General features: G+C 62.8%; 18 protein-coding genes. 12 read left to right on the plus strand and 6 right to left on the minus strand.

Features of this window, described 5'->3' with window-relative positions:
* Positions 1–6: 6 nt before the first annotated feature.
* Complete coding sequence (locus BW994_RS01820; protein WP_076454342.1) at positions 7–486, minus strand: hypothetical protein; 480 nt, start codon at positions 484–486, stop codon at positions 7–9.
* A gap of 129 nt (positions 487–615) precedes the next feature.
* On the opposite strand from BW994_RS01820, the gene BW994_RS01825 reads away from it, so the two are divergent.
* A complete protein-coding gene (locus BW994_RS01825; RefSeq protein ID WP_211252765.1) occupies positions 616–1,263 on the plus strand; it encodes a PadR family transcriptional regulator in 648 nt (215 codons plus the stop codon).
* A 63-nt stretch (positions 1,264–1,326) separates the two neighbouring features.
* Here BW994_RS01825 and BW994_RS01830 read toward each other — a convergent pair whose 3' ends face one another.
* Positions 1,327–2,019, minus strand: a complete 693-nt coding sequence (locus BW994_RS01830) for an alpha/beta fold hydrolase (protein WP_029311436.1) — start codon at positions 2,017–2,019, stop codon at positions 1,327–1,329.
* 105 nt (positions 2,020–2,124) lie between these two features.
* On the opposite strand from BW994_RS01830, the gene maiA reads away from it, so the two are divergent.
* On the plus strand, positions 2,125–2,799 hold the full coding sequence (maiA, locus tag BW994_RS01835; protein ID WP_029311435.1) for a maleylacetoacetate isomerase: 675 nt from the start codon (positions 2,125–2,127) through the stop codon (positions 2,797–2,799).
* On the opposite strand, the gene BW994_RS01840 is transcribed toward maiA, so the two are convergent.
* Complete coding sequence (locus BW994_RS01840) at positions 2,726–3,547, minus strand: N-acyl amino acid synthase FeeM domain-containing protein (protein WP_139333944.1); 822 nt, start codon at positions 3,545–3,547, stop codon at positions 2,726–2,728. The two genes, maiA and BW994_RS01840, sit on opposite strands and share 74 nt — an antisense overlap.
* Before the next feature lie 226 nt (positions 3,548–3,773).
* Between BW994_RS01840 and BW994_RS01845 the strand changes: the two genes are divergently transcribed.
* Positions 3,774–6,017 carry a putative bifunctional diguanylate cyclase/phosphodiesterase gene (locus tag BW994_RS01845; protein WP_175612076.1) on the plus strand — a complete coding sequence of 748 codons (2,244 nt, stop codon included), beginning with the start codon at positions 3,774–3,776 and terminating at the stop codon, positions 6,015–6,017.
* A 280-nt stretch (positions 6,018–6,297) separates the two neighbouring features.
* On the opposite strand, the gene BW994_RS01850 is transcribed toward BW994_RS01845, so the two are convergent.
* Both BW994_RS01850 and epmA read right to left on the minus strand, forming a co-directional pair.
* A complete protein-coding gene (locus tag BW994_RS01850; protein WP_029311432.1) occupies positions 6,298–6,669 on the minus strand; it encodes a hypothetical protein in 372 nt (123 codons plus the stop codon).
* 76 nt (positions 6,670–6,745) lie between these two features.
* Positions 6,746–7,750, minus strand: coding sequence for an EF-P lysine aminoacylase EpmA (gene epmA / locus BW994_RS01855; RefSeq protein WP_029311431.1), 1,005 nt, complete (start codon positions 7,748–7,750; stop codon positions 6,746–6,748).
* Between the two features lie 23 nt (positions 7,751–7,773).
* Between epmA and BW994_RS01860 the strand changes: the two genes are divergently transcribed.
* The 4 genes from BW994_RS01860 to accC all read left to right on the plus strand — a co-directional run bounded on the left by BW994_RS01860 (position 7,774) and on the right by accC (position 11,193).
* A complete protein-coding gene (locus BW994_RS01860; RefSeq protein WP_029311430.1) occupies positions 7,774–8,721 on the plus strand; it encodes a lysine-2,3-aminomutase-like protein in 948 nt (315 codons plus the stop codon).
* Between the two features lie 224 nt (positions 8,722–8,945).
* Positions 8,946–9,395, plus strand: coding sequence for a type II 3-dehydroquinate dehydratase (aroQ, locus tag BW994_RS01865; protein ID WP_029311429.1), 450 nt, complete (start codon positions 8,946–8,948; stop codon positions 9,393–9,395).
* Positions 9,392–9,847: an acetyl-CoA carboxylase biotin carboxyl carrier protein gene (accB, locus tag BW994_RS01870; RefSeq protein ID WP_029311428.1), complete on the plus strand. Its 456-nt coding sequence runs from the start codon at positions 9,392–9,394 to the stop codon at positions 9,845–9,847. Before aroQ ends, accB begins: the two co-directional genes overlap by 4 nt.
* Positions 9,847–11,193, plus strand: a complete 1,347-nt coding sequence (gene accC, locus BW994_RS01875; RefSeq protein ID WP_029311427.1) for an acetyl-CoA carboxylase biotin carboxylase subunit — start codon at positions 9,847–9,849, stop codon at positions 11,191–11,193. Before accB ends, accC begins: the two co-directional genes overlap by 1 nt.
* Positions 11,194–11,303: 110 nt before the next feature.
* Here the strand turns inward: accC and BW994_RS01880 are convergent, their stop codons facing one another.
* Positions 11,304–12,218: a LysR family transcriptional regulator gene (locus BW994_RS01880; RefSeq protein ID WP_029311426.1), complete on the minus strand. Its 915-nt coding sequence runs from the start codon at positions 12,216–12,218 to the stop codon at positions 11,304–11,306.
* A gap of 152 nt (positions 12,219–12,370) precedes the next feature.
* Between BW994_RS01880 and BW994_RS01885 the strand changes: the two genes are divergently transcribed.
* The 5 genes from BW994_RS01885 (at position 12,371) to pyc (ending at position 18,476) form a co-directional block, all read left to right on the plus strand.
* The gene (locus tag BW994_RS01885; RefSeq protein WP_029311425.1) at positions 12,371–12,985 is read left to right on the plus strand and encodes an FMN-dependent NADH-azoreductase; all 615 of its coding nucleotides are present in this window, start codon (positions 12,371–12,373) and stop codon (positions 12,983–12,985) included.
* A 75-nt stretch (positions 12,986–13,060) separates the two neighbouring features.
* Complete coding sequence (locus BW994_RS01890; RefSeq protein ID WP_029311424.1) at positions 13,061–13,672, plus strand: YceI family protein; 612 nt, start codon at positions 13,061–13,063, stop codon at positions 13,670–13,672.
* Positions 13,672–14,277 (plus strand): cytochrome b, encoded by a 606-nt coding sequence (locus BW994_RS01895; protein WP_029311423.1) that lies wholly within the window; start codon positions 13,672–13,674, stop codon positions 14,275–14,277. The genes BW994_RS01890 and BW994_RS01895 overlap by 1 nt, the downstream gene beginning before the upstream one ends.
* Entirely contained in the window at positions 14,274–14,849 is a 576-nt protein-coding gene (locus BW994_RS01900; protein ID WP_029311422.1) for a YceI family protein, read from the plus strand. The genes BW994_RS01895 and BW994_RS01900 overlap by 4 nt, the downstream gene beginning before the upstream one ends.
* 183 nt (positions 14,850–15,032) lie before the next feature.
* Positions 15,033–18,476, plus strand: a complete 3,444-nt coding sequence (gene pyc / locus BW994_RS01905; protein ID WP_029311421.1) for a pyruvate carboxylase — start codon at positions 15,033–15,035, stop codon at positions 18,474–18,476.
* Positions 18,477–18,541: the final 65 nt, after the last annotated feature.

Raw genomic sequence — 18,541 nt, forward strand, 5'->3', positions numbered from 1 at the left:
CCGGCGTTACGGCACGTTCCGGCCGATCGGCGCGGTTTTCGACAGCGAGATCAGATAGACTTCGAGGTCGATCATCGCCGGGCTCTCATAAGCGGGCGCCTTGCCGCCGATGCCGGCGCGAATGCAATGCGCCAACTGGCGTTGCAGCGTGAACACCGCATGTTTCTTCGCATTGTAGCGTGGAAAATCGGCCGCTGCACCGATCAGGCTGGGGATTTGTTTGCCATTCGGCATGGTGCCGATGGTTTTGCCGCCGTTGGTGTGGCAAGCGCCGCAGGTCATCGGCTTGGCGTGAAATGCCATGTCGGGCACCCAGGTCAGGGTGCTGCCGAACCGCGCGTGATCGAATAATTGTCCACCGCGCGCGACTGCTGCGGCCATCGGGCCTTCGGCGGCGGTCATCGCGGTCGTTGAAGCGGCATGGGCCATGGTGAGAGCAAGCGATGCCGCTGCCAGCAGGGTCAGGCGCCATGTGTGATCGGGCATCGGATTTCTGTTCGTGGTTGGAAACCGGATCAGCATAGCAGAAGCCGCAGGATACGCGACCCATTTTTCCCTTGAATTCGACCTATTTTAGATATATCTAATATGGATCGATAGAGAGGAGATCCATTGATGAGACTGTTCAGACGAATCGAAACAATGTGGGGCGACCATCACGCGGGGAGACACTATGCCGAGGCGATGATGCAGCGCCGCTTCGCGTTCGGTGGCCGGCATGGACCTGACGGCGCGCATCATGATCATGGCGGGTCGGGGCATGGCGGATCGGGCCACGGCGGTCCGGGGCACGGCAGGCTCCGGGGTGGCCGGTTGCGACGCTTGCTGGAGCACGGCGATCTGCGCCTGCTGGTACTGCACCTGATCGCCGAAAAGCCTCGCCATGGCTATGAAATCATCAAAGCGATCGAAGATCTGGCGGGGGGTACCTATGCGCCGAGCCCCGGCGTGGTCTACCCGACGCTGGCGATGCTGGAGGATCTGGGCCACGTGACCGGCACCACCGAAGGCAGCCGCAAGAGTTTCACCATCACGGCTGAGGGCACCGAAGCGTTAACCGCCAACCGCAAGGCGGTCGATACGATCCTCGCGCGGGTCGGCCATGAGCAGACGCACGAACCAGCACTGCCGGTGATCCGCGCGATGGAAAACCTGAAGACAGCCCTCCGCCTGAAACGCGGCAGCGGTGCGATTTCCCCCGCGGTCGCCCGCGAGATCGCCGCGCTGATCGATCAGGCGGCGCGCAGCATTGAGGAGTTGTAATCGGCGGCAGCGGGCCGGGTTGAGCGGCGGGCAGGAGCGGAACCCTGCCCTGCCCGCGCCGCCCTAATGGTGGTGGTGATGATGCGGCTCGTCGGCGAGGAACTCCAGAAACAGGGCCGCCGATTCGGCCGGTTTCTCGAGCGTTGGCAGATGGCCGCAGTCTTTCAGGACGTGGAAATGGGCGTGCGGCAGATCATCGGCCAGGCTGCGACCGACCGCGACCGGCACGATCGCGTCATCCTTGCCCCACAGCACCATCGCCGGCATGTGCAGCGCGCCGAGGCGTGACGTCGCTTCCCGGCGGGTGGCCAGCGCGGTCGCCTGCGCGGCACCGGCTTTGCCGCCGATGTGATGGGCCATGGTTTTGAAGATATCGGCACAAGCGGTCGCATCCTGATGCACCACCAGCCCGGCCAGCATATCGATCACCGCATCGGGCTGCGCGGTCAGACCGCCCGCAAGATCGGGACCGCCGGTTTGCGGCGCGGCCGGATCGCAGCCCATCAACCACAGAGCGGTGACCCGTTCGGGGGCCGCGAGCGCCACCTCGAGCGCCAGATTGCCACCGTAGGACGTGCCCACCAGCGCGAAACGCGCCGGCGCTTGGCTCAGGATATCGGCGACACTCTCGGCGAGATCGGCACGGGGCGAGATCATCACATGGGCGTTGATCGCGTCGCCGGCGGCGGTGATCACGTCGCGATACAGCGCCTCGTCACACAGCAGGGCGGGGATGAAAACGACGTCGGTAGCCATCGGGTCTGCCTCCTTGCGGCCGGCGCGGCGGTTGCGCGGCGGTTGATGGTATGCTGGCCTGCACTAAGGACCTTTCAAAACAAGTTTCAAGGATGGAGACCCGATATGAGTGAAGCACCACGGTTCGAGCTGTTCGCGTTCTGGCGGACCTCCGCGACCTATCGCGTACGGGTCGCGCTGAACCTCAAGGGCATCGCGGCCGAGGAGCGGATCGTCGATATCGATGCGAACGAGCAGCGCGGTGCGGCGTTTCTGGCGATCAACCCGCTCGGCGCGATCCCGGCGCTGATCGATCGCGGTGCCGGGCAATCGCGCGCACCGCTCACTCAGTCACTCGCGATCCTGGAGTTCCTCGACGAGGAATATCCCGAACCCGCGCTGCTGCCGCCTGATCCGCACGGGCGGGCGCGCGTGCGTGCCATCGCGGCGATGCTGGCGGGCGACACCCATCCGCTGATCACGCCGCGGGTCAGGAAATACCTGACCGGCACCGGCGGCTTTGATGATGCGGCGTGGCGCGCGTGGCAGATTCACTGGTTCACCACCGGCCTGCAGGCGGTGGAGCACCGGCTGGTGAGCGAGGCGGAGACCCGCGGTTTCTGCCACGGCGATGCGGTGACCCTGGCTGATATCTGCCTCGCCAGCATCATCGCGGTGATGCGGATTTTCCGCATCGAAATCCCCGGTATTCCGACCATCGAGCGGATCATGCGCGATTGTGAAGCGCATCCGGCGTTTGCGAAGGCCGATCCGATGATCCAGGTTGGTGCCCCACGCTGATCGGTGCGGCGGCCGCCCCGAAAATCGGCACGCGCTCACCGGCGATGAGGCCGTGATAGGCGGCATCGTCGGTGCTGATGCCGCGCAGGAATGGCAGGTTGTTGCGGGCCTGATCATAGCTGGTGCGAAAACATGCCATCAGGCCTGTTTTGAAAGTCAACCCCGGATATTGGCGCGGTGCCTCAAGCTGCCGGAAGCCGAAACGACGGTACGTCGGCATGTGGTGTGACCGGACCGCATTGAACACAACGTCGACATCTCGGTTGAGAATGAGGTACCCGACCGCCCGAAACAATGCGAAAAGAATATCCAAATCCTTGGCATATCCAGGCAGTCGGGCCAGTTTCCCGATCTCGACGGCACGGGGTTTCCGGCCGCCAGGACGCAATTGACCCAACGCCGATTTGATTTCGGTCTCAAAGATTTCCATCGCCTGAACGAAATGGTAGTCCGTGTTGAAACTTTCAGGGTCGTAGGAAGCGATTCGGATGGTTGCGGCGGCAACACCGTGTTTGAATACCAAAGCCGTCTGGCAGTTTGATCGTTCGTCGTACGCATCAGAAAAAATACCGTTCTGCCTCTGCGGCACAAATCCATAGGAGTTATAGGCCTCATATCGAATGCGATAAGCGGCGTCCTTGAGGTGAGAGCCAGAAGCAAGTTGCGCCTCGATTTGGTCTGTATGCTCGGGACATACTCTGTATTGCGGGGTCCCAAACGTCCGAGGCACGAAATCGATACCGTCCATCTTCGCTCACCAATGCTGGTTGTATGAGCGAACAATGATAGCCGGAAATGGATTGTTTGGGATAATTTAAGGGTACCTTAACTTGCAGGCGGGCCTATATAAGGAATGTTGGAAATAATAATCGATGCAGCTTCTTAATTTTATTACAAATCTCGGTTATTCGTCTAAAAACTCCGACAGGGCCTCGAGTGATATCAGGCGCCAGATCGAGCTCTCCCAACTTGGCGTGCGTGCAACACTGGCACCACGGATGGGGCTCACCGGGTTTATTGTCGCAGCTGCGCTATCATGGAGTTTCTGGGATCATCACGACGCGTTCGCGCTCCGCAGCGGTCTGATCGGCGTCTTTGCAAGCTATATCGGCCTGTTTGCCATTTCGGCATCATGGTGGCGTGATCATCGCCGCAACGATCGCTTAAAACGCTATCAGTTTCTGTTTTGCCTGGTCGCGAGCCTGATCGGCGTGTTCTGGTCCGCTGTCATCATGTTCGGGTTGCGCGACGCGAACCTCATTCAGACCAGCACATTATACGCCCTGGCTGTCGGATTGATGTCAGCACCCGCATTTTCCGGCCCCGCCCTCTATGCGTTCGCCTTGTGGATTCCCATCACGATCGGCTCGTTTCTGGCGATCATGATCGATGCCGCGACCCCGCCCATCCCCAGTCTGATCGGGCTGCTCAGCTACGCCTTCCTCACCTTCACATCGATTCTGTCAGTTAACGCCAGCACAATCGATCGCGAACTCAAGCGCATCGAAGCCGAGCGCCAGAATGCGCTGATCGGGCTGCTGCTGCGCGATTTTCAGGAAGGCACCAGCGACTTCCTATGGGAAGCCGATGCCGACCTCGACCTCGTGCGCCCCTCGGCGCGGTTCGCCGAGGCTGCTTTCACGACCGAGGCCGCGCTCGACGGCACGTCGATCATCCGCTTTCTCACCGACCATCGCGCCCGCTGCGTCAACCAGACCAACGATGGCGTGATCGCAACCCTGATCGATCACGTCGGCCGCCGCCAACCCTTCCATGAACAGCGGGTCGAACTGAGTTTCGGCACCGAAATCCGTTGCTGGTCGATGACCGGCAAACCGATCCTCGGCGCGGATGGCCAATTCATCGGCTATCGTGGCGTCGGGTCCGACGTGACTGCGATCCGGCAGGCCGAGCGCCAGATCGACCATATCGCCCGCCACGACAATCTGACCGGCCTCGCCAACCGGATGAGCTTCGATGCCGCCCTCGCCAGCCTTTGCGCGACCCCCGGCGACGGGGCGGCCCTGCTCTGCATCGATCTCGATCATTTCAAATCGGTCAACGACCGGTTCGGCCATCAAACGGGCGATGCGCTGCTGGTGGCGGCAGTGCAGCGTATTCTAGGCTGCGTGCGCGAGCACGACCGGCCGTTCCGGCTCGGCGGTGACGAATTCGGCATCATCCTGCCCACCACCGATCAAGCGACGGCCGAGCTCATCGCCGCCCGGATCGTCCACCATCTCGCTCAACCGTTCCGGATCGATCAGGTCAATCTCACGATCGGTGCCTGCGTCGGTATCGCGATGGTCACAGCCAACGATCAGAACCCGGCAGACGTCCATCACGCGGCAGACCTCGCGCTCTATCGCGCCAAAGCCGAAGGGCGCGGCACGCATCGTGCCTTCGCCGCCCAAGCGGAGACCGAGGCCCGGCAGACGCGTGACATCAAGTTCGCTCTGAACAACGACCTCGACCTTGGTGCGTTCTACCTGGAATATCAGCCGATCGTGGCCCTCGCGACCGGTCATGCGACCTCGGTCGAAGCGCTGGTACGTTGGGATCACCCGCAATACGGCGTGTTACGACCCGATCTGTTCATCCCCGAGGCCGAACACAGCGGTGCCATCATCCCGATCGGACGCCACGTCCTCGCGATCGCCTGCGACTTTGCGGCGACGTTGCCAGATGAAGTGTCCGTTGCGATCAACCTTTCGGCGGTGCAGGTGCACGATGCCGGGCTGATCGAGACGATTGCAAACAACCTCGCGCGCAACGCTCTGGCCCCTGGCCGCATCGTGTTCGAGCTGACCGAAACCGCCATCTTGAACATCACGCCCGAGACGGTCGCGACACTCGATGGCATCAAGGCGCTGGGGTGCAGGTTGAGCCTCGATGATTTCGGCTCCGGCTTCTCATCGATCGCAACACTGTACTACGTCCAGTTCGACCGGCTGAAAATCGACCGCACCCTGATCCACGATGCCATGGGCGATTGTCGCCGCCGGGCGATCCTGCGCAATATCACCCATCTCGCACGCGAGATCGGCATGCGCGTCACGGGCGAGGGCGTCGAGAGCGAACAGATGAAAACCGCGCTCACCGATCTCGGGTTCGACCATGGCCAGGGCAGCCTGTTTTCGCCGGCGCTGCGTGATGCTGCCTTGCATGATTGGTTGAACTACCGGACGCAGGCTTTGCCGGACGACACCGCCGCCTAACCATCTGCCGCGACCGCGCCGCCTCGGGCCATAATGACAGTAAAGCAATGAATCACGGCTGGAAACGGCCGCGCCGGATTTTACATAACTGAACGCGATCGTGATAACACAAAAGGAGACTGGCGGATGTTCTACTGGGGTGGTGGTCTAGGCACGGTTATTATTGTTCTGCTGATCCTCTGGCTGCTTGGGGTCATTTAACCGTTGCTATGCGGGCCGGTCCGATGGTCCGGCAAGCATCGTCAGGTGCCGGATGCACAGGCATCCGGCAGTTCTGTTTTCAGCAATCGTTGCCCCGCAGCGCGAACGACTGAACCACTTTATCCTTTAGCGTAAACGTCGTCGTACATTCGTTGGTGTAGGCCTCCGCCGGAAAGCCACCGCCGTAGAACGGACCATAGAACGGCCCGTAAAACCCACCAAATCCGCCGTAGCCGAACGACCCCGATTGGTAATGGAATGATTTGTGGACATAGGCGAAATACGTCAGCCCGCCAACGTGGATCCGCCGATCCGGCACGCCGAGCTGGGCAACCAGCACCGATTCCGGACGACCGACATAGCCGGACATCTGCTCAGCCAGACTAGGCCCGACCGCGCAGCCAGCCAATGCAATGGCCGCAAGCGGTGCAGCCAGGAACACATTACGCATGAGGCGCTCCATCACGATGATATTATCAGCTACATATGGTAGCGATCTGGTGTAACCACAGCATTTCGGAAGAGTTTTACATCCATAACACATCCGTGATGCGCGCCGCCCCGGTCGCGATCATCGCCAGCCGGTCGAAACCCAGCGCGATGCCGGTACAGGGCGGCATCATCGCCACGGCGTCCAGCAAATCCTGATCGAGCGGCCAATCCGCCACGCCGTTGATCGCGTGACGCCGCGCCCGATCATCCTCGAACCGGGCACGCTGCTCAGCCGCATCGGTCAGTTCGACGAAGGCGTTGGCGAGTTCGATGCCGCACACGTAAAGCTCGAACCGCTCGGCCACCCGCGCATCGGCGGGATCACGCCGCGCCAGTGCCGCCAGCGGCGCCGGCCAGCCGGTGAGCACGCTCGGCACATCGCGCCCAAGCCGCGGCTCGATATGGCCTAGCATCAGCCGGAAGAACAGATCCTCCCAGCTCTCGCCCGGCCGGCGCGGCGTGCGCGCATCAGCCGCCAGACGCTCTGCATCGTTCACACTCGCCAGCACGTCGATGCCGAGATAGCGCTCGAACGCCGCCGCCACGCTGATCACCTCGACCCGATCGAGCCGCGTCGTCACGCCCCGGCAGGTGACGACCGGCGGCAGCACTGCACGGAGAAACGCGATCGTCTCGGCGATCAGCTCAGCCATCGCAGCACCGGGTCGATACCATTCCAGCATGGTGAATTCCGGCGCGTGCGTCGCCGAACCCTCACCGTTGCGCCAGACCCGCGCCAGCTGGAAAATCCGCCCCGCCCCGCCGGCCAGCAGCTTCTTCATCGCAAATTCCGGGCTGGTGTGCAGCCATAACGGCTCGACCGCCCCATCTGGCGCGCTACGCGCGGTCGCGAACGCGGCGAGATGCACTTCTTCGCCCGGCACTGGCACAGCGTAAGGCGTTTCCACCTCCAGATAGCGGCGCGCGGTGAAAAAGGCCCGCGTCGCCTGGGTCAGCCCAGCGCGCCGGCGCAAATAGGGCATGCGCGCGGCCAATCGTTCGGGATGCCAGCGGCGTGAATGCGTGTCTTGTGCGGTCATGCAGCAGCGGATAGCACCGCCGCATGAGTTTGCGCACACTCCGCACCCCCGAAGACCTCATCGCGGCCGGCCTGGTCCCGCCGGCCGCGCGGGCAGCGCTCACCGCCGTCGCCGCGCGCTATGCCACCGCAATCCCGCCCGGCATGGCCGCGCTGATCGAGGATCGCACCGACCCGATCGGCCTGCAATTCATCCCCGATCCGGCAGAATTGACGCTGGCCGCCCATGAAAGCGCGGACCCGATCGGCGATGACGCGCTCTCGCCGATCAAGGGCATCGTCCACCGCTACCCCGACCGCGCGCTGCTCAAACCAACCCTGGCCTGTCCGGTCTATTGCCGGTTCTGCTTTCGGCGCGAGCATGTCGGGCCGGACGGCGGTGTCCTGAACGACGCCGAACTCGATGCCGCGATCGGCTGGATCGCCGATCACCCGGCCATCGCCGAGGTCATCCTGACCGGCGGCGATCCGCTGATCCTGTCGCAACGGCGACTCGATGACATCCTCAGCCGCCTCACCGCCATCGCGCATGTCCGGCGCCTGCGCATCCACACCCGTGTGCCGGTGGTCGCGCCGGAACGCATCACCGGCGCCCTGGTCGAGACCCTCGATACCGAAACCCCGCTGTTCATCGTGCTGCACGCCAACCACGCCAGCGAATTCACCGCAGCCGCGCAGGATGCGCTGGCCCGCCTGCGCTACGGCGGCATACCGGTCCTCGGCCAATCCGTGCTGCTGCGCGGCGTCAATGATTCCGAGGCCGCCCTGCGCGATCTGTTCGAAACCATGCTGGCCTGCCGGGTGAAACCCTATTACCTCCACCAGCTCGACCCGGCACCCGGTACCGCCCGGTTTCATGTGCCGATCGCCGAAGGCCGCGCCCTGCTCGCCGCGCTGCGCGGCACGGTTTCGGGCACTGCTCTGCCGCATTACATCCTCGATGCGGCGGGCGGGAAGACCGTGTTGGGCTGAGGAGGAGTAAGGAAGGAAGCGCTTCTTTTTTGAAAAAAAGAAGCAAAAAACTTTTTTTGATCTGGGGTACGGGTGTTGTCGCGGGCACGGGCCAGAATTAGCGAAGTTTTTTTTGCTTCTTTTTTGTTCACAAAAAAGAAGAGACCTCCTCTGCTGTCCCCTGCCTGTTCGTCCGCCAGCCCGGCACAGTTGGCCGACCCATCGCCTTGTGCTAGGCGCGGCGGATGGCGGAACCCCTGATTGCCGTGCTCAACGGCCCTAACCTCAATCTGCTCGGCCTGCGCGAGCCGGAAATCTACGGCATCCAGACGCTCGACGATCTGGAGGCGGTGTGTGCCGAGGCGGCCGAGCCGTTGGGCCTCGCCATCGATTTCCGCCAGACCAACGGCGAGGGCGAGTTGATCACCTGGGTCCAGGAATGCCGCGGCCGGGCCGCCGGCATCATCATCAACCCGGCGGGCTATTCGCATACTTCGGTCGCCCTGATGGATGCACTGCACGCGGTCGATCTGCCGGTGATCGAGGTGCATCTGTCGAATATTTTCACCCGCGAGGCGTTTCGCCACCATTCCTATATATCGATGGCGGCGCGCGGCGTGATCTGCGGGCTTGGGTTCACCGGCTACCGGCTGGCCTTGCAGGCGATTGCCGACATTGTGGAGCAGGAAGCATGAGTTTATCCTTCGACCCCGAAGCGCTGCGCCAGTTGGCAGCCCTGTTGAACGAAAGCGGTCTCGGCGAGATCGAACTGGAAGAGGGCGACCGGCGGCTGCGCCTCGCCCGCGCGGTGGCCCAACCGGCAGCAATGATGCAACCGATGATGGCCGCGCCGGCCACCCCTGCCCCCGCACCGGCACCGCAGGTCGCGGCGGCGCAGGATATGGGCGTGCACCCTGGTGCGGTGAAATCGCCGATGGTCGGCGTCGCTTACCTCGCCCCCGAGCCGAGTGCCGCCCCGTTCATCACGGTTGGCGCCAGTGTCGAGGCCGGTCAGACGCTGCTGCTGATCGAGGCGATGAAAACCTTCAACCAGATCAAGGCACCTCGTGCCGGCACCGTGAAGCAGATTCTGGTCACCGGCGGCCAGCCGGTCGAATACGACGAACCGCTGGTGATCATTGAGTAATGTTCAGTAAAATCCTGATTGCCAACCGCGGCGAAATCGCGCTCCGCGTCCAGCGCGCCTGCCGCGAAATGGGCATCGCCACCGTGGCCGTGCATTCCACCGCCGACGCCGATGCGATGCATGTCCGCCTGGCCGACGAAAGCCTGTGCATCGGCCCGCCGCTTGCGCGCGACTCCTATCTCAATATGCCGGCGCTGCTCTCCGCCGCGCTGATCACCGGCGCCGAGGCGATCCACCCTGGCTATGGCTTCCTGTCGGAAAACGCCGATTTCGCCGAAATGGTGGAGGCTCACGGTCTCACCTTCATTGGTCCCAGCCCCACCCACATTCGCATGATGGGCGATAAGATCACCGCCAAGACCACGATGGCCGAGCTTGGCGTGCCGCTGGTCCCCGGGTCGGACGGCGAAGTGCCGGATGTCGAGGCGGCGATCGAGGTTGCCCGCCAGATCGGCTGCCCGGTGCTGGTGAAGGCGGCGGCCGGTGGTGGCGGGCGCGGCATGAAAGTGGCCCGCACGCTCGATGAAGTGGCCGAGGCGTTTTCGACCGCGCGCGCCGAAGCCGCCGCCGCGTTCGGCAACAACGCCGTCTATATCGAAAAATACCTCGATCGGCCGCGCCATATCGAGTTGCAGGTGCTGGGCGACAATTACGGCAAGGTCGTGCATTTTGGCGAGCGCGACTGCTCGCTCCAGCGCCGCCATCAAAAACTGCTCGAAGAAGCCGGATCGCCCGGCATCACCGCTGCGGAACGCACCGCGTTGGGCGCCATCGCCACCCAGGCGCTCGAAAAATTCGGCTATCGCAACGCCGGCACGCTCGAATTCCTGTATCAGGAGGGCCAGTTCGCCTTCATCGAAATGAACACCCGCCTGCAGGTCGAGCATCCGGTCACGGAAATGGTCACCGGCGTCGATCTGGTGCGCGAACAAATCCGCATCGCGTTCGGCGAACCGCTCGGCTACGACCAGTCCGACGTGAAAGTGTCCGGCCACGCGATCGAATGCCGGATCACCGCCGAAGACCCCGAAACCTTCGCGCCGTCGCCCGGAACGGTCACGATGTTCCATGCGCCCGGCGGCTTGGGCGTGCGCCTCGATTCGGCGCTGTATGCCGGCTATCGCGTGCCCTCGCATTATGACAGCCTGGTCGCCAAACTGATCGTCCATGGCCGCACCCGTCCCGAAGCGATCGCCCGGATGCGGCGCGCGCTGGAAGAATTCGCGATCGCGGGGATCAAGACCACGATTCCGTTGCATTTACGGATTCTGGATGATGCGGGATTTCAGAGTGGGGATTATACCATTCATTGGCTGGAGCAGTTTGTGGCGGCCCACAAGGTTTAAGTCAGCACTTCTTTTTTTGTAAAAAAAGAAGCAAAAAAACTTTTTGACGTTGAGCCCATGCCGGCGAAAACACCCGTGCCCCAAATTAAAAAAAGTTTTTTGCTTCTTTTTTACAAAAAAGAAGCGCTTGCTTCCGCCGTCTTCAAAAACTCGATCAACCATCGACCGGCCGGCCCCGGCGGCAACGCGCTGGGATAGACCACCGCCATCGGCAGAGTAAGCCCACCCGCCGGCATATCCTCGACCATAAGCTGCACCAGCGCGCCGCTCGCCAGATCCGCCGTGACCGAATGCAGCGGCATGCCGCCGAAGCCCAGGCCGTGGCGGAGGAATTCGTGCTTTGCGTATAAATCCGCGAGCCGCCAGGTCTGCGGCGAAATCACACCGAACTCCCGCCCGGCCGACAGGTCGGACCGGTCGGTCAGCACCAGCTGAACATGGCGCGCCAGCACGGCGCGCGGGATCGTACCCGTCAGCGACGCCAGCGGATGAGCGGGCGATGCCACCAGCACCATCTCGATTCCATCCAGCCGCTCGCTCGTCATTGTGGGTGGCAGCAGCGGCAATGAACTGCCGACCACGCCGAAGCTGCAACTGCCGTCGACTACTTTCAGGCCCGCCGCTCCCAGAGCTTCGACATAGAGCCGCAGCGGCGTGCCGGGGAACTGGGCTCGAAACGCCCGTGCCGCGGCGGTAATCGCGGTCATCGGGAAAAACACGTCGATCACCGCGGATAATTCCGGCTCCAGCCCGCGCGCCATGCCCTTCGCCCGCGCTTTCAAACCATCGACGCCGCACATGATGGTGCGCGCATCGCCGAGCAGGGCCGTGCCCGCCCCGGTCAATTTCGGCGTGTGACCGGTGCGATCGAACAAAGTGACACCGATTTGCCCTTCCAGCGTGCTGACCATGTCGCTCACGACCGATTGCGCGCGGCGCAATTTGCGTCCCGCCGCTGAAAAACTGCCTTCGTCCGCCGCCGTGATGAACACCCGCAACTGGTCGAGTGAAATTCCGTCAAGCATCGCCACTCTCCGTCTATCGCTTCATCCGATGGATAGGATCGGAATATACCGGGTATGCAGATAGTCAATAACCATGCATCAAGCCGTGAACCGGCGCCTCGCCGCAACCTTTGCCACGCCGGCACCCACGCCGCCGGCCGGAGTTTCAAACCATGAAGTTATTGCACATCGATTCCAGCATCCTCGGCCCCCACTCGGTCAGCCGAACCCTCACCGCCGAAATCGTCGCCAAGGAGGCCGCACTGCATCCTGACCTCGACATCGTCTACCGCGACCTGGCCGCGACGCCGATGATGCATCTGTCGGGCGCGCACATGGCCGCCTGGCAGGGCAGCACGGTGAGCGATGCCGCTCTCGGCGCCGATCTCGCCACCGGCAGCGCGTTCATCGACGAATTGTTTGCCGCCGATATTATCGTGATCGGCGCGCCGATGTATAATTTCGGGATTCCCAGCCAGCTCAAGGCCTGGATCGATCGCGTCGTCGTCGCCGGCAAGACCTTCCGCTACGGCGAAGGCGGCATGCCGGAGAGCCTGCTGCCCAAAGGCAAGAAAATCCTGATCGCCTCGACCCGCGGCGGCGTCTATTCCGCCGGCAGCCCCGCCGCCGGCCTCGAGCACCAGGAAACCTACCTGACCGCCGTGCTCTCGTTCATCGGCCTGACCGATATCACCTTCATCCGCGCCGAAGGCATCGCGTTCGGACCGGAGGCCCGCGAGGGTGCAATCGGCAAAGCCCAAGCCGAAATTGCGGCATTGGCGGCCTGACCTCGCAAAGCGGGACGCCCCGACCGCACAGGTTCAGCCGCCCGCATCGCGTTTTACATCAAGGAACGACATCTCATGAAACTATCGTTTGCTGCTCTTGCCGTAACGGCGTTGATCGCTGCGGCGCCGTCCGCGCTCGCGCAAATCGCCTCGAAAAACCCGGCAGCGGTCAAGGCGGGCACATACAAGGTCGACCCCTATCATACCCAGGTGGTCTTCACCCTGTCCCATTTCGGGTTCACCGAGTTTTCCGGCATGTTCGGCGATGCCTCGGGCAGCCTGGTGCTGAATACCGCCAAGCCGGCGGCCGACAAGCTCGATGTCACGATCGGGATGAAGTCGGTGATGACGACGGTGCCTGCATTGACCACCGAGTTGAACAACAACCAATGGTTCGACACCGCCAAATATCCGACCGCGACGTTCACATCGACCAAGGTGATCCGCACCGGCAAGACCACCGCGACGATCGACGGCAATTTGACGCTGCATGGCGTGACCCGACCGATCGTGCTGAAGGCGCGGTTCATCGGCACCGGCATCAACCCGATCGACAAGGCCGATACTGTCGGGTTTTCCGCGACCGGCGTGGTCAAGCGCAGTGAATTCGGCGTCAAGGCCTATGTGCCGATGGTGGGCGACGATGTCACGCTGACGCTGGCCGGCGCGTTCGAACTGCAGAAGTAATGCCGGTGGCGATGCCGATTCCGGCCGAGCGCTACACGCTGGTCGCCATCATCCTGCACTGGGTGATGGCGCTCGGCATCGTGGCGCTTGCAATCATCGGGCTGGTGATGACGCATGTGAAACTGCCGCCGCAATCGCTGTTTCAACTATATCAGCTGCACAAGTCGATCGGCATCACAATCCTGCTCGCCGCATTTTTGCGGATCGGCTGGAAGCTGCGCCATCGCCCGCCGATCCTGCGCGAGGCGATGCCGCCGTGGCAGCGGGCAGCGGCGACGTGGAGCCATCGGCTACTATATGTTGCGCTGTTCGCCTTGCCGCTGACCGGTTGGGCGGCGGTTTCCGCCTCGCCGTTCGATATTCCGACCGTGCTGTACGGCGTCATCCCCTGGCCCGATCTGCCAATTCTGCCGACGCTTGCGCATAAAAAACAGGCCGAGGCGGTGCTCGAAAATATCCACGACTACGGCGCCTTTGCGTTGATCGCGCTGATCTGCGCCCATGCGGGGGCGGCCCTGCATCATCATTTCATCAAGCGCGACACGGTGCTACGGCGCATGTTGCCCGGCCGGCGTGCTGCGCAAACGAAGGATAGTGCTCCATGAACTCGTTCACGCGTTTCTCGATCGCCGCTGCCACCCTGCTGGCTTCACCCTTGGCCGCGCACGCTGCCGGTGCGCCACGATGGACGGTGGATGCCGCGAAAAGCAGCCTTGGTTTCACAGGTACCCAAACCGGCACGAAGTTCCATGGAACGTTCAAGACATTCACCGCCGACATCGCGTTCAGCCCCGACGATCTCGCGGACTCACATATCGACGTCACGGTCGATCTGGCGAGCGCCAGCACCGGCGATTCGCAGCGCGATACCGCATTGCCGGGCAAGGATTGGTTCGACGTATCGAAATCGCCGCAGGCGGTGTTCACCTCGAATCGCATCACGAAAACCGGGGCGAACACCTACCAGGCGATCGGCACGCTGCAGTTGCGCGGGGTGACCAAGCCGCTGACCCTGCCCTTCACCGTCACGATCGCCGGCGACACCGCCCATGCGACGGCTAGCGCCAATCTGCTGCGCACCGCCTTCGGCGTCGGCCAAGGCCCCTGGCAGAGCGGCCAATGGGTCGCGCTGAACGTAGACGTCACCATCGACCTGACAGCAACCAAGATGAAATAGCGCGACGATCCACCCACAACCGCAATACCAAACAACAAAAAATTTTTTGGTTCTTTTTTACAAAAAAGAACCCTTCCTTCCTCCAAGCCTACCGCACCGCACAATTCGCTTGCCAGCAAGTTTATGTCACCATAGCTTGAAGCTGCACGTGATACGCGACGCAAAAACGGATCGGAGCGAAACTTGAAAAAATTCAGTCGGCTATTGGTGGCGAATCGGTCCGAAATCGCCATTCGCGTGTTTCGGGCGGCCGCTGAATTGGGGATTCGGACGATCGGCGTCTATGCCGAACAGGACAAATTATCGCTGCATCGCTTCAAGGCCGACGAGGCCTATCTGATCGGCAAGGGAATGGGCCCGATCGAGGCTTATTTGTCGATCGAGGAGGTGTTGCGCGTCGCGATCGAGGCGCGGGCGGATGCGATTCATCCGGGATATGGGTTCCTGTCGGAAAATCCGGATTTCGCGGATGCCTGCGCGGATGCCGGCATCGTGTTCATCGGGCCGCTGCCGGCGACCATGCGCACCTTGGGCAACAAGGTTGCCGCGCGTAACCTCGCGGTTTCGGTCGGCGTGCCGGTGATGCCGGCGAGTCCGCCGTTGGGCGATGATGATGCGGCGACGCGCGCGATTGCGGCGGAAATCGGCTATCCGGTGATGCTCAAGGCGTCCTGGGGTGGCGGCGGGCGCGGTATGCGGCCGATTGCCGCGGCGGATACGCTGATCGACGAATTGGGCACCGCGCGGCGCGAGGCGAAGGCGGCGTTCGGCAATGATGAAGTCTATATCGAAAAACTCGTCCAGCGCGCACGCCATGTCGAGGTGCAGTTGCTCGGCGATGCGCATGGCAATCTGGTGCATCTGTTCGAGCGTGATTGCACCATCCAGCGGCGTCATCAGAAAGTGGTGGAACGCGCGCCGGCGCCGTATCTCGATGATGCGACGCGGGCTGCGCTGTGCGAGGCAGCACTCGCGATCGGCCGGGCGACCGATTATCGCAACGCCGGCACGGTCGAGTTTCTGCTCGATCGCGATACCAACAAATTCTATTTCATCGAAGTCAATCCACGGATTCAGGTCGAGCACACGGTGACCGAAATGGTCACCGGCATCGACATCGTCAAAGCCCAGATCAAGGTGGCCGAGGGCGGGCATATCGGCGAAGTCGGCGAGACCGGCGTGCCACCGCAATCGGGCATCGTGCTCGATGGCCACGCGTTGCAATGCCGGATCACCACCGAGAATCCGGAGAATAATTTCATCCCCGATTACGGCAGGATTTCGGCCTATCGCGGCGCGTTCGGCTTCGGCATCCGCCTTGACGGCGGCACCGCCTATTCGGGCGCGGTGGTGACGCGGTTCTACGATGCGCTGCTGGAAAAAGTGACGGCCTGGGCGCCCTCGCCCGGCGAGGCGACGGCGCGGATGTTGCGCGCGCTCCGCGAATATCGCATTCGCGGCGTCACCACCAACCTGCCGTTCCTCGAAGCGTTGCTGACCCATCAATCGTTCCAGGCGGGCGATTACACCACGCGGTTTATCGATACCACACCCGAACTGTTCGCTCTGCCGAAGCGGCGCGACCGGGCGACCAGGCTGCTGCGCTATGTCGCGGATGTGACGGTGAACGGCCATCCGGATGTCAGGGGCAAGCGCAAGCCGCTGGCCTCGGCCCGCACGCCCGATGCGCCGCGCATCGCCGGCAAACCCGCCGACGGCACCAAACAACTGCTCGATCAGCTCGGGCCGGTGGGGTTTGCCGCCTGGATGCGCCAGCAATCGCGCGTGCTGATCACCGACACGACGATGCGCGATGCGCATCAGTCGCTGCTGGCGACCCGGATGCGCAGCTACGACATCATTGCCGCGGCCCCCGCCTACGCGGTGGGACTGCCCGGCCTGTTCTCGCTGGAATGCTGGGGTGGGGCGACGTTCGATGTCTCGATGCGGTTTCTGACCGAAAGCCCGTGGGAGCGCCTCGCCGCGATCCGCGCGGCCGCGCCCAACATTCTGCTGCAGATGCTGCTGCGTGGTGCGAACGGCGTGGGGTACACCAATTATCCTGATAATATCGTGCGGTTCTTCGTCAAGCGCGCGGCGGCGAACGGCATCGATCTGTTCCGGATTTTCGACTGCCTCAACTGGGTCGAGAACATGCGCGTCGCGATCGATGCGGTGCTGGAAACCGGCAAGCTCGCCGAGGGTGCGATTTGTTACACCGGCGATATTCTCGACCCCGCGCGGGCGAAGTATTCGCTGAATTATTACGTCGATCTGGCGAAGCAACTCGAAGCGGCGGGCTGCCATATCCTCGCGATCAAGGACATGGCCGGCGTGCTGAAACCCTCGGCCGCCGGCGTGCTGGTGCGGGCGTTGAAGGATGCGGTCGGGCTGCCGATTCATCTGCATACGCACGATACCTCCGGCATTTCGGGAGCAACCGTGCTCGCCGCGGTCGAGGCCGGGGTGGATGCGGTGGATGCGGCGATGGACCCGATGTCCGGCCTGACCTCGCAGCCCTGCCTGGGCTCGCTGGTCGAGGCGTGGCGGCATACCTATCGCGACACCGGGCTCGATCCGGATGTGATCCGGGATTTGAGTTTCTATTGGGAGGCGGTGCGCGCGCAATACGCGGCGTTCGAGAGCGATCTGCAATCCGGCGCGTCGGAAGTCTATCTGCATGAAATGCCGGGCGGGCAGTTCACCAATCTGCGCGAACAGGCCGGCTCGCTGGGCCTGGCCGAGCGCTGGCACGAAATCTCGCGCACCTATCGCGATGTCAACATGATGTTCGGCGATATCGTGAAGGTCACGCCCTCGTCGAAAGTGGTGGGCGACATGGCGCTGATGATGGTCAGCCAGGGGCTGACGGTGGGCGATGTGCTCGACCCCGCCAAGGAGATCGCGTTTCCGGCCTCCGCCGTGGAAATGCTGCGCGGCGATCTGGGCCAGCCGCCCGGCGGGTGGCCGGGGTTGTTGCAGGCCAAGGCGCTGCGCGATGAGGAGCCCTATATCGTGCGGCCGGGGTCGCTGCTGCCGATGGCGGATCTCGAGGCATTGCGCGCCACCGCGACCGAACAATGCGCCGGGCCGATCGATGACGATGGTCTGGCGGCCTATGTGATGTATCCGCAGGTCTACGCCGGCTATTGCGCGGCGCGGCGGACCTATGGGCCGGTCGGCGTTTTGCCGACGCCGGTGTATTTTTACGGCATGCAGCCGGGCGATGAAATCGCGATTGAAATGGAACCCGGCAAGACCCTGATCCTGCGCCTGCAAACCATGAGCGAGACCGATGAGGACGGCAATGTCCGGGTGTTTTTCGAACTCAACGGCCAGCCGCGCGTGGTGGTGGTGCCGAACCGCGCGGTGACTCCCACCCGCGCCGCGCGGCGCAAGGCGGATGATACCAAGGATGGCGAGATTGGCGCGCCCATGCCGGGCACCGTCGCCACCATCATGGTGCGCGAGGGGCAGTCCGTCAGCCAGGGCGACGCGCTGGTCGCGATCGAGGCGATGAAGATGCAGACGCGCATCGCCGCACCGCGCGATGGCAGCGTCAAGGCGCTGCATGTGAAGCCGGGTGAGGCGGTGGAGGCTAAGGATTTGTTGGTGGAAATGGCGTGAGGGAAGGTAAGGAAGCACTACTTTTTTGAAAAAAAGTAGCAAAAAACTTTTTTTAATTTGGGTCC

The sequence above is a fragment of the Acidiphilium rubrum genome (genome assembly GCF_900156265.1).
Taxonomy (GTDB): Bacteria; Pseudomonadota; Alphaproteobacteria; order Acetobacterales; family Acetobacteraceae; genus Acidiphilium; species Acidiphilium rubrum.